General features: G+C 25.2%; 10 protein-coding genes and 1 other RNA gene. 2 read left to right on the top strand and 9 right to left on the bottom strand.

Going from position 1 to position 12,814, the window contains the following annotated elements; genetic code table 4:
* Positions 1-234: 234 nt before the first annotated feature.
* The gene (locus MCAV_RS01770) at positions 235-795 is read left to right on the top strand and encodes a ferritin-like domain-containing protein (RefSeq protein ID WP_391592175.1); all 561 of its coding nucleotides are present in this window, start codon (positions 235-237) and stop codon (positions 793-795) included.
* Between the two features lie 119 nt (positions 796-914).
* On the opposite strand, the gene MCAV_RS01765 is transcribed toward MCAV_RS01770, so the two are convergent.
* The 7 genes from MCAV_RS01765 to dnaK form a co-directional block, all read right to left on the bottom strand.
* Positions 915-1,373, bottom strand: a complete 459-nt coding sequence (locus tag MCAV_RS01765) for a hypothetical protein (protein ID WP_391592174.1) — start codon at positions 1,371-1,373, stop codon at positions 915-917.
* A 42-nt stretch (positions 1,374-1,415) separates the two neighbouring features.
* On the bottom strand, positions 1,416-1,835 hold the full coding sequence (gene rpsI, locus MCAV_RS01760; protein WP_391592173.1) for a 30S ribosomal protein S9: 420 nt from the start codon (positions 1,833-1,835) through the stop codon (positions 1,416-1,418).
* Positions 1,836-1,875: 40 nt separating this feature from the next.
* A complete protein-coding gene (gene rplM / locus MCAV_RS01755) occupies positions 1,876-2,319 on the bottom strand; it encodes a 50S ribosomal protein L13 (RefSeq protein WP_391592172.1) in 444 nt (147 codons plus the stop codon).
* A 248-nt stretch (positions 2,320-2,567) separates the two neighbouring features.
* Positions 2,568-3,494, bottom strand: coding sequence for a type I phosphomannose isomerase catalytic subunit (locus MCAV_RS01750; protein WP_391592171.1), 927 nt, complete (start codon positions 3,492-3,494; stop codon positions 2,568-2,570).
* A 50-nt stretch (positions 3,495-3,544) separates the two neighbouring features.
* A complete protein-coding gene (gene pepF / locus MCAV_RS01745) occupies positions 3,545-5,539 on the bottom strand; it encodes an oligoendopeptidase F (RefSeq protein ID WP_391592170.1) in 1,995 nt (664 codons plus the stop codon).
* Between the two features lie 405 nt (positions 5,540-5,944).
* Positions 5,945-6,256, bottom strand: a complete 312-nt coding sequence (locus tag MCAV_RS01740; RefSeq protein WP_391592169.1) for a hypothetical protein — start codon at positions 6,254-6,256, stop codon at positions 5,945-5,947.
* Positions 6,240-8,093, bottom strand: coding sequence for a molecular chaperone DnaK (gene dnaK, locus MCAV_RS01735; protein WP_391592168.1), 1,854 nt, complete (start codon positions 8,091-8,093; stop codon positions 6,240-6,242). The genes MCAV_RS01740 and dnaK overlap by 17 nt, the downstream gene beginning before the upstream one ends.
* A gap of 277 nt (positions 8,094-8,370) precedes the next feature.
* Here dnaK and rnpB point away from each other — a divergent pair.
* Positions 8,371-8,786, top strand: an RNA gene (rnpB, locus tag MCAV_RS01730) — RNase P RNA component class B.
* Between the two features lie 159 nt (positions 8,787-8,945).
* On the opposite strand, the gene lon is transcribed toward rnpB, so the two are convergent.
* Together lon and MCAV_RS01720 are read right to left on the bottom strand one after the other, a co-directional pair.
* The gene (lon, locus tag MCAV_RS01725) at positions 8,946-11,420 is read right to left on the bottom strand and encodes an endopeptidase La (protein ID WP_391592167.1); all 2,475 of its coding nucleotides are present in this window, start codon (positions 11,418-11,420) and stop codon (positions 8,946-8,948) included.
* Between the two features lie 456 nt (positions 11,421-11,876).
* The gene (locus MCAV_RS01720) at positions 11,877-12,767 is read right to left on the bottom strand and encodes a hypothetical protein (protein ID WP_391592166.1); all 891 of its coding nucleotides are present in this window, start codon (positions 12,765-12,767) and stop codon (positions 11,877-11,879) included.
* Positions 12,768-12,814 lie beyond the last annotated feature (47 nt).

Genomic DNA, 12,814 nt, shown 5'->3' with positions numbered 1-12,814 from the left:
AAATATAAATGATTAATCAGATTTAATTTTAAGTTGATTTTTTGAAAAAAATCTTTTATTTCTCAAAATTAATGCTTAATATTTTTGATAAAAATAATGGATTAAAAATTTTGATTAAATTTTGATTTTAATTTCAATTTATCATTTAAAAAATAATCAATAAAATTGATTAAATTATTTTATGATAAAATTAATAATTACAAAAATTATCTTTAATCTTTAATAGGAAATAATATGAAAAATCCAAAAGGTTTAATGCACTTTAGTGGTTCTAAAACTTGAAATTTAGTTAATGATCAGTATAATCGTGAATTTGCAACAGCGATGCTATTTTTTGAATATGCTGCTGAAGCTGATCGTTTAGGTATGACTAATTTTTCACACCTATTACAAAATTGAGCTAAAGAAGAATTAGAACATGCTCAAGTTTTTTATCAATATTTAGATTCTCGTGATTCTTGAGCAAAAACAAATGATTTAGCATTAATCAAATTAAAAAAACCATTTAATCATCCTCAAGAAATTATTGCTGCTTTAAGTCAATATCAAGCTCAAGTATCTAATATTATGGTTGAAATTGCTAATGTTGCAATTGCTGAAAAAGATCCTGCAACTTTTTATTTCATTGAACATTTTGTTAAAGATCAAATTATTGAAGAAAAAAAATGCATTGAAATTACTGATGCATTTAATAATTCTAATGATTTACTAACAACTGATTTAATGTTAGCAAAAATTGATCGAAAATACCATCATCATGCAACAAATGATCAAGATCATCATCATCATCATTAATTATTAAATATAAATTAATTCAAACTTAATATAAATAAAAAAAAACAAGATTTTAAATGTAATTAAAACCTTGTTTTATTTTTTGCAATTAAATAGTAATTATTTAAAAAAACAACAATTTAATTAATATCATTTTCAATTAAAACATATTTAGTCATTTTAAGAAAAATATTAAGATACTTATGAATTTCTTTATAAATTAAATCATACATTTTTTCATTTTTTGATAATTCTCAATTATGTGCTTTAATTGCTTTTTTGCATGCAGATTTTAGTTTTCATTTTTGTTTTAATTTTAATTGAAACAATTTAGGATCTGAATGAATTTCACAAGGTGGATGATTAGCAAATAATTCATTAAACTTAAAAATATTTAAACACTTAAGATAAGTTGCTTTAGATTCATGATCTTGATCTTGAAATTTGTTTAAATAATGATTCAAGTAATGATTTAAACTAGCAAAAATAATAAACAAGTCATCATGCATTGTAAAAGTTTTATAAATAATATCTTTAAAAATAAATTCTGCTTGATGACTAAACAAATTGTTTATTTTTTTATCAACTGATTGAACCATTTTAATCCTAATACTTTCAAAAAAATAAAAAACTTTAATCAACTAACGTTTAGTGAATTGAGGTGAACGACGTGCTCCATATTTTCCAAACTTTTTACGTTCTTTACAACGTGGATCACGATTAGTTAAATTATTTTTTTTCAAACTTGGTTTTAATTCAGAATTATAAGCAATTAATGCTCGAGCAATTCCTAAACGAATCGCTCCAGTTTGTCCACTAAAACCCCCACCACTTACTTGAGCTTCAATATCAAATTTATCTGCTTGATTTGTCACAATTAGTGGTTGTTTTAAATCTTTAATTAAAAATGGATTTCAAAAATATTCTCTAACATCTTTATTAGTAACAATTTCACCAGAAGTTCGTTGAATAATTTTAAATTTTCCAGTACCTGAAGTTAAATAAACTTTAGCGACTGATGATTTTCTACGGCCTAAACCATAATATTTAGTTTGATTCATATTAAATAAATTTTATTTTGATCGATTGAAAAATTAATGACTAATTTAATAATTCTAAAATAACCGGATTTTGTGCTTGGTGTTTGTGAGTATCATCCTCATAAACAAATAACTTATGCATTAGTTGTAATGATAGTGAATTGTTTTTTGGTAACATGCCCTTAACAGATTTACGAATTAATTCAACTGATTTTTTTTCAATTGCTTCTCTGCCAGTGCGTGATTTTAAGCCGCCAACATAACCACTATGACGATATCAACGCTCTTTATCAGCTTTGTTAGCAGAAAGACGAATTTGTTTGGCATTAATAACAATAACAAAATCACCACAATCTTGATTAGGAGTAAAATCAGGACGATTTTTACCTCGTAACAAATTAGCAACTTGAACTGATAACCGACCTAAAATTTGATCTTTAGCATCAATTACATATCATTTACGTCGATTTAATGCTGTTGCTTTTTTTAACATTGTTGTTTTCATAAAAAAATTAAAAATTCTTGCGTTTTATATTGATTTTGATCATTAAATAACATTAATTGAAAAATAATAATTAGTATTTTATTAAAAAAATAACTAATTACAATTGATGTTAATCTTTGCTAAATTAAAATCAAATTGGATCACACGTTTTAACTATTAAAATTAAGATTAATAAACTAATATATTATAAAGAATTTTTAATAAAATTTCAATTTTTTTGATTTCTCATTCGCTTTTTTTAATTCTTCTTATTGTCTTACTGTATTAACTAAAATTACTGCATCACCTTTTAAATCAAAACTATTTTCAAATAAGTTTGTCATAATTAAAGCATCTCCAGTTTTGATTGGATATTGATCAATATAACCTTGACCACTAATGACAACAATTTCTAGTCAAGCAAAATTTTGAAATTTAATTTTTTGATATTCTTTTGAAGCAATAATTTTTTCTAAGCAAAAATATTGGTTATTAATTAATTTAGTATCATTTGGTTGATAAATAATTCGTTTTTGTTTAGGAATTAAACAATCAATTGCTTCTTTAAGGTGTAATTGTCGTTTTTGCTGATTATAAGTACGATCATAGTCATAAATCCGAAAAGTTAAGTCCGATGATTGTTGAATTTCAAAAACCATTGTTTTAGCAGGAATAGCATGAATTGTTCCTGCTGGAATATAAATACTTTGATCTTTTATCAAATTAACATAAGCAAATAAATTAGTAAAATCATGATTTTTTAATTTATTTAAAACTGTTTGACAATCATTTTCACAATAGTCAATTAAAAAAGGATTGCCATTATTTGCTAAAACATACCAAAATTCATTTTTACCATATGATTGATAATGCTTTTGAGCATATTGATCGTTTGGATGAATTTGAATGCTTAAATCATCTACTGTATCAATTAGTTTTATTAAATTAGGATATGGTTGTTGATAATTAGCGAATAAATATTGATGTTGTTGATAAATTTGTTCTAAAGAGCAATTGAAAAATTCAGGGTTCAAACAAATACTTGAACAATTAGGATAAGCAGAAATTAATCATGCTTCACCAATATTTTCTAAATTAGTTGAATAAATTGATTTTAAATTAGTTCCACCCCAAACTGTCTGACGTAAATATGGTTTAAAAAACAAAAATTTAATTAATTTAGCTTCTTGATTCATAAAAAAATTAATTGTTAATTTAAATTAATTAACTTAAAAAAGCACATCAATTATTTTTCATTTTTACTACTACTTTTTGATCTACTAGATCGTTTTTTTACTGTTGTTGGTTTTTTAGTAGCATTACTTTTTGTTTTAGTTGCAACTTTTTTAATTGTTGTTTTAGTACTTGATGTTAATGATTTTTTAGTTGTTGTTTTTTTAGGTTTTTGATCAGTTGTTAATGAATCATCTACTTGGTTTAAATAAACTTGATTAGCAATTGTTTCAAATTGATCAATTCATTGACTAACAACTTTGCCACATTGTTCTCATGGATCAGATTTAGTTAAATCAATTCCTAATAATTTAATTGTATCTAATGGTGTTTTTGAATTACCTGATCGTAAGAAAGTATAGTATTGATCAATTTCTTTTTGATTACCATTTAAAATTTTATCAACAACTAAAATCGCAACCACTTCACCAATTGAATATTTATAAACATAGAAAACTGAACTATAAAAATGAGGAATAGTTAAAATTGTACTTAATGATTTTTTTTGTAAATCAGTTATTTCTTTTTTTTCACCTTCATGTTTTTTAATAATTTCTTGATAAAGTTTCATTGCCACTTCAGAATTAAAAGGTTGACCAGAATTAATTAATTCATTAGATTTTCATTCAAATTCTGAAAAAATAATTTGTCTTGTTGTTGTACTAAAAAAACCACCAATTAATTCATAATAAATTGATAATTTTTTAGCAGGATGATCATGATATTTTTTTAGTAAATAATGAGTTAAAAAAATTTCATTAGCAGTTGATGCAATTTCAGCAAAGAAAATACTATTAGATGCATAAATGGTTTGGTGTTGAGAATATTCAACAGCATGTAGAGCATGACCCATTTCATGAACTAAAGTGCTAACATCATTTAACTTACCATTGTAATTTAATAACATATAAATTTTGCTTAATCCTCTAGTTCCTCCAATACAATAAGCACCACCACGTTTATTTGGTTGTGGTTTTCAATCAATCCAACGCTCATCAAAAGCACGTTGAATATTTTTAACATATTGTTCACCTAAAACTACTAATGCTTCTTTAGCAATTTCTTGTGCATCTTCAATTGAAAAATTTTCTTCATCACTATCAAGTGACATATAACGATCTCAAGCTTCAACTTTATCTAAGTTATATCTAACTTTTAAAACCGCTTTAGTTAATTTATAAAATTTTTGATAAAGTGGAGCATATTTTAATACTTCTTGATAAACATGTTGAATAAATTCAGGTGTTACTTGATCAGCAAACGCACTTGATGCAACATAACCTGGAAAATTACGCACTCGTGCAGATAAGTTATAATCTAAATAAGTGTAATATAAAGTTGTTGCTAAAGTTTCACGGTAGTTATAAATTGTTTCATGTCAACTAACATATGCTGATTTACGTAAAACACGATCCTCATTTTTTAATAATCGCATTAAATCAGCACGATTATTAAGTTGGTGTTTTTCATTTTTAGCATCAATTGCATCAGGGAATTTTAAATCACGATCAATCATGCCTGAAAAAATTTGTTCATATGCACCTGATAATGGCGCAAAATTAGCATTATACTTTTCAATTTCAGGACTTAGAATATGTGGTTCATAACGAAATAATTGGTGAAAACTGTATTGGTATTCTTTTAATTTTTCATCTTGTAAATATTTTTCAATTTTAGTTTTATATTTAATTACAGCATTATCATAATTAGCAATAATTTTTTCTAATGGTAATAATTTAAATTGCAAACTATTGATTTTACTAATAAATTCTAAATTACTTAAATCAATGTTGTTACTATTGCTTAAATAATTGCCAAGACGATTTCATAAAAGAGTGATTTTTTCTCTTTGTTTTAAAAAATCATGAAATTTTTGAAATGAATCAAAAGGATTTTGTTGAAATAATTTTACTAAAATTTCAAATTCTTTAATATATTCATTTTCTAAAACCTCATAAGGTTGATTATTCAATAGATGTTCAATATCTCATGTATATTTATCTTTCAAGGTAAAACTACTTTCTTATTATTAATAAATTTTTTTAATTGTTAAAAATGATTTATCAAATTATTAATTAACTTTTTCTTAATCAAATTGAATTATATTTTAAATAAATACTATTTTAATGATTAGAAAATTTTTTACTAAATAAATTTTATTTTATAAAACAATTAATCTAATTCTAAATAATGCAAAATTAAAACTTATTATTTTAATTTTCTAATGCTTAATTTTATAATAATTGTTTTAATAAAAATTAATTTTTTTACTTGCTTTTTATTAAGTTGATCATCAAAATCAAATTAATTAATCAATCATAAATAATAAAAATAAAAAACTTTATTAAATCAAACAATAAATGAAATTGTCTGAAATTAATAAAGTTTTCATATGATTTATAAAGCAAATTAATTATTCATCAAAATGGATCGTTGCAATAATATCTTGATAATCAATAATTTTATAATTATGATTGTCACTTAACTGAAAACTAGTACCAGAATATTTTTTAAACATCACTGTTGTTGTTTTATTAGCATCATAAAAAGAACTTGGAACGTTTGTACCAGTTTTTAGAACAATGCCAACTTCAAATAATTGTTCTTGATTATTTGTTTCTAAAATAAGTGATTGATTAAAAATTGGCACATCATTTTCTATTCTTACTAACAAATAATTTTTAGTTGGACTAATTGTCTCTCACAATTTATTTTTTTGGATCATTTTCTTTAGGTTCTGTTACTTCTTCAACAATTTCAGCCTCATTTAAATCAGCATCTTTTTCAGGAATATCTTCAGGAGTGCGTTGTTGGTTTTGAGCTGCTTGTTGTTGCATGAATTGTTGTGCCATTTGTTCACTAACTTTTTTTAGTAAATCAATTTTGGTTTTTAATTCATCATATTTTTCATCTTTTAATAATTGTTTTAGTTCATCAACTTGTTTTGTTACTTCAGTTTTTTGTTCTGCAGATAATTTTTCAGCTTCTTTAGATTCAAGTTGTTTACTTAAAATATTAATTCAAGTTTCAGCTTCGTTTTTAATTTCAGTACGTTCTTTAATTTTTTGATCTTCTTCAGCGTGTTCTTCAGCTTCTTTAATCATGCGATTAATATCTTCTTCTTTTAATCCTGAAGAATCAGTAATAGTAATTGATTGTTCTTTACCAGTTTTTTTATCTTTAGCAGTAACATTTAAAATCCCATTAGCATCAATTGAAAATGTAATTTCAATTTGGGGCATACCTCTTGGTGCTGGTTCAATTCCACCTAAATTAAAATTACCTAATGATTTATTTTGGCTTGCCATAGGACGTTCACCTTGAACAACATGAACATCAACAGCTGGTTGATTATCAACAGCAGTAGAGAAAATTTGTGATTTTGATACTGGAATTGTTGTGTTACGTTTAATTAAAGGAGTAGCAACACCACCTTGAGTTTCAATTCCTAAAGTTAATGGAGTAACATCTAATAATAAAATATCTTTAACTGATCCACTTAAAACTCCAGCTTGTACAGCAGCACCTAATGCTACTACTTCATCAGGATTAATTGATAAATTTGGTTTGCGACCAGTAATTTTTTCAACCATTGCTTGAACAGCAGGCATTCTTGTTGAACCACCAACTAATAAAACTTGGTTTAACTCACTAGTTTCAATTTTTGCTTCTTTTAAAGCGTCTTCTAATGGTTTAATAGTTCGGTTCAATAAATCTTTAGTTAAATTTTCAAAATGAGTTCTAGTTAAAGTTTTATCAACATTTAATGGTTGACCATGACTCATTGATAAAAATGGTAAAAGAATTTGAACTGATGTTAAACCTGATAAATCAATTTTGGCTTTTTCTGCAGCATCTTTTAATCGTTGCATTGCCATTTTATCTTTAGTTAAATCAATACTGTGTTCATTACGGATTTCAGTAATTAATCAATCAATAATTTTTTGATCCCAATCATCACCACCTAAATTATTATCACCTGAAGTTGATAACACTTCAAAAGTTCCTTGAGCCATATCTAATACAGAAACATCAAAAGTTCCACCACCAAGATCATAAACTAAAATTTTTTGTTCTTGATTCACTTTATCTAAACCATATGCTAATGCAGCAGCAGTTGGTTCATTAATAATTCGTTCTACTTCTAATCCAGCAATTTTACCAGCGTTTTTAGTAGCATTTCGTTGTGCGTCATTAAAATAAGCAGGAACAGTAATTACTGCTTTAGTAACTTTGTGACCTAATTTTTTTTCAGCATAATTTTTTAAGTAAGTCAAAATTTTTGCTGAAATTTCTTCTGCTGAATATTTTTTATCATCAACACTAACTTTTTTATCAGTTCCCATTAATCGTTTAATTGAATGAATGGTATCTTTATTAGTGATCATTTGTCGTTTAGCAGCATCACCAATAATTACTTCTTTGCCTTTAAATGCTACAACAGATGGAGTAGTACGCTTACCTTCAGGGTTTTCAAGAACAACAGGTTTATCACCTTCCATTACAGCTACACAAGAATTAGTTGTTCCTAAATCAATACCAATGATAATATTTCGATTCATCTTTTTCCTTTACAATGATTTCAGTTTTTTTATATATGTCTTTTTAACTGAAATTAATTTTTAATATATTTAGAATAAAAATTATTAAATTTACTAATATTTTTAATTAGCAGTTAAATACTAACGCTGCTAATTTTAGCACTCTTTTATTTAATTTGCTAATTTTTTTTCAAAAATTTAACATTTTTTTATTTAAGAATGTTAATTCTTAAGTCTTAAAACTAAAATTATTACAACTAAAAATAAATTTTTGCTATAATATCTACCATTAATATTTGATTTAAGTTAATTGCTGGCTTAAAATTTAGTTAATTAAAAATTAAATTTAAGTTAGAGGAAAGTCCATGCTCACACTATGCTGAAATGCTAGTAGTGTTTGTGCAAGTAAATAAAAAATAAAACTTGACGTGAAAATTTTTTTTCATGATGACGTGCTAACTATCTAAAATGTAATTAACATCATGATTTTTAGCATTTATAAAGTGCCACAGTGACGAATTGCTTAGAAATGAGCAAGTGAAACGCGGTAAACTCCACAAGTGAGAAACCTAAATGTTGGTAAGGGAATCATCTCAATAGAAAAATTAATTGCGAGATGAAATTTTAGTTCAGTTATGGATCATAAATGAATTAAAGTTAGATTAATAATTAACAAGTTATTTCAAAATAACTTACAAAACATGGCTTATCAAATCAAATTATTATAAAAAAAACCAGCTAATTAGAATGCTGGTTTTTTTATTGATTTGTTATTAACTATTAGTATAGTAATTAAAAACAGTAAAAAAAAGGAGTAAAAATTAACTTTTCACTCCTTTTTATATCATTTATTTGATCTAATTAATTCTAAACTTAATTAATCGTTTTAGTTAATGCTTGTTTGTTATTAGTAATTGGTTTGATTTTGGATTTAACAAAAATGTGATCAAAAATTTCTGAATAATGTTTAACTAAAATAATTTCAATTTTAGATAAAACTTCTTCAGGAACATCATCTAAATAACGTTCATCATCTTTAGGTAAAAAGATTTTATTAACCCCACCACGGACTGCAGAAATTACTTTTTCTTTCACTCCACCAATAATTAAAACTTTGCCTTGCAAGGTGATTTCTCCAGTCATAGAAATACTTGAATCAACTGGTTTATTACTTAATGCTGAAATAATTGCTGTTGTTAATGTCACACCAGCTGATGGGCCATCTTTAGGAACTGCACCTGATGGAACATGAACGTTTAAATCAATTTCTTCAAAATTAATTTTTTCTAAACCATAAGTTTTAGCATTCGCTCGAACATGACTTAAAGCAACAGAAACTGATTCTTGCATCACTTTTTTTAAGTTCCCTGTAATAATAATTTTACCTGTACCTTTATAGTAAATCACTTCAATTGGTAGTAAATCACCACCAAATTCAGTGTATGCCATACCATTAACAACACCAACTGGAGCTACATGATCTTTCACATTGTATTCATAAATTTCTTTTTTCAAATGTTTACGAACAGCATCAATATCAATTGTTTCTTTATGTTTAGGATCATTTTCTTGAGCACGAACTAATTTTCGAGCAATTGTAGCAAGCAACCGACGTAATTGTCTTACTCCAGCTTCACGTGTATATCGTGCAATAATGTAATGAATTGCATCACTACTAAATTTTAAATCAGTTTTTTTAATGTTGTTTTCTTTTAAAATTTCAGGAATTAAATGAGTTTTAGCGATTTCCATTTTTTCTCGTTCAGTATAAGAAGTTAAATTAATTACTTCCATACGATCATATAAAGCTTCAGGAATATTTTCTTCATAATTAGCTGTTGCAATAAAAATCACTTTAGATAAATCATAATCTTCTTCAATGTAATTATCAGAAAAATGTTTATTTTGTGATGGATCTAAAACTTCTAATAAAGCAGCAGCAGGATCACCACGATTATCAGAACGTAATTTATCAATTTCATCTAATAAAAATACTGGGTTTAAAACTTCTGCTTTTTTCATTGCTTTAATAATTCGACCTGGCATAGAACCAATATAAGTTTTTCTATGACCACGAATTTCAGATTCATCTGAAACACCACCTAATGAAACTTTAACAAATTTGCGTTTTAATGCTTCAGCAATTGAAATAACTAAAGAAGTTTTTCCAACACCAGGAGGACCAACTAAACAAATAATAGTTGCACTAGCTTTTGAACCTTTACGACGTTGCACTGATAAAAAATCAAGAATGCGATCTTTGACTTTTTCTAAACCATAATGATTTTGATCTAAAACATTTTTCACATTTTCTAAATTAACTTCAGCTTTAGTTTCTTCTCACCATGGTAAACTCATAATCCAATCAATGTAATTACGAGAAATAATTGATTCATTAGAAAAAGAAGCGGTATATTCTAACTTATTTAGTTCAGATGTGACTTTATCAATAATTCTTTGGGGAAATGGTTCTTTTTTCAAGCGAGCTCGAATTTGATTTAATTCATCATCGCGATTAGGACTATCACCTAATTCTTCTTTAATTACTTTAATTCGTTCTCGTAAATAAAATTCTTTTTGTTGACGACTAATATTAGCGTGCACTTTACGAGAAATTGATTCATCAATTGCGTTTTTTTGGGCTTCAGGAATTGTTTCATATGACAAAATCAAATCAATTAGTTGATTAATGTCTAAACTTTCTAATCATTTTTGCTTAACAGCTACTATATTTTCTGAATCAACTGGTCAAATTTGGGCACATAAATCAACAATGTGAGAAATTTTATCAGCATGATTGCTAGCAAATTCTCGTACTTGCTGATAATTAAAGTCCTCATCACCTAATAATTCTTCCATTCGGTTTAATAAATTAAAAACTAAATCTTGTAAATGAGCCGCTTCAACATTAGTTTTGGCTTTATTGCGCGCTTTAATAATTTTATATTTGCACAATCAAAAAGCATCGGTTTTAAAAGTTAGTTCACTATCTTTACTAAAAGATCATGTGATTTCTTCAGAAACTAGATCAGGATTAGCAGGAGCAAACACCATTTTCTCGATTTTGATTCGATGAATTCCTCGAACCTCAATTGATAAAGCATTATCTTTATCTAATTTTTTATTAATAATTTTACATAAAGTACCAATTTGATAAAGACCATCAGGTTCAGGAAAATCACTATCATAATCACGCTGACAAACAATAATAATTTCATTATTATATTTCTGTTCAGCCCAATATGTTGCTTCGATTGAAATATTACGACCGATTTCAATTTTTTGAATTCCACCAGGAAAAACAACCGAATTTCGTGATATTAATACGGGTAAAGAAGTTTCTTTCATATTCAAATTATTTATTTTCTTGTATCTATCATTTCAATTTTTCAACTAATATTATTTTATTGTTTGCAATTAGTTTAATCAATAATATTAATTTGATCTTTGAATTTAACTTTTTATTAATTAAAGCTAAGATTTGTTCTATTAGCAAACTTATACTTAGACTGCTAAAATTTTACATTAAAAATTAATTTTCTTATGTTTTATTTTTGCTTTTTGATTTTTGAAGAAATTTGGTTAATTAATCTTGATTTGATAATAACTTTATAATCATTTATTATTAGTAATTTTTAAAAAAAGCAGAATTTTTCAAAGTTTATTAAATTCTATTAAGAACTTAAAAAGGATCTAATTTTATTACTGATATTTAAATTAGATAATTAAATCATCAATAATTATTAATGACCAATTAAGAAGATTAAATAAACAATATATCACTTAAAAAAATAAATTTAATAATTATTTACTATTTTTTAACAGATTTCTTAAATTATAAGTTTTTTTAATTTGTTGCATAATTTTATAATGACGTTTTTTATAACTATTAAGTGATTGTAAATTATATTCTCTTTCTTGATTGACTGCTCATTGATAAGCAATTGCAGCATTAAAATAAACAAATTGTCATAATAACTTAGGATTTAATTTTTTAGTTGCAAAACGATTATATTGCTCTAATAAAAATAATGATGTTGCTTCATCTAAATTTTGATCAACAATAAGACTTGCTAAATCTGAATAACAATTATTATAAGCAACTCATTCAAAATCAATTAATTGCATTTTCTCACCATCATATAAAACATTTTCTAAATCAAGACTATTGTGAGAAAAAACTACAGGTAAACTAGTGTTTTGTTCAGCAATTTTTAAAAATAATTCTAAATCTTCTGTTGTTAGTGGTGAATTTTGGTTTAAATAAGTATTATAAGCTGAATAATTAAATAATTTTTTAGCTAAATTAGTTTGTTCATGAAATTCTACTAATGTTTTCATTAATTGGATTCACAATTCTCGATTCATTTTTAAAGTTGCTAAACTTTGACCAGGAACCTTTTTTTTAATGTAATTACCATTTTCAGGATCAAAATAAAGATATTGTTGATCTAAACCACTAGTTTTTAAATAATAATATTCATTTAACCAATTAGTTTTTGATTTAAATAAATTTCATCTTAAACAATATAATTGGGGATCATCTTTAATACTAAATTCAATTACTCAACTACAAATGCGACGTGATAAAAATTGAAATTTATCAATTAATTCTTCATTACAGTTAAATTTTGTTGTAATTAATTTAATAATTTTATACTGCAATTTAGTTTGTTGTTCTAAACTTAATTCCATAAATTTTAATTGTTTTGATCATCCCTATTTTTAAATTTTTAATATTA

It is taken from the genome of [Mycoplasma] cavipharyngis (assembly GCF_042984175.1).
Classification (GTDB): domain Bacteria; phylum Bacillota_I; class Bacilli_A; order Mycoplasmatales; family Mycoplasmoidaceae; genus Mycoplasma_N; species Mycoplasma_N cavipharyngis.
The sequence above is the reverse complement of the archived record's forward strand: the minus strand, read 5'-3'. Positions and strand labels throughout refer to the sequence as shown.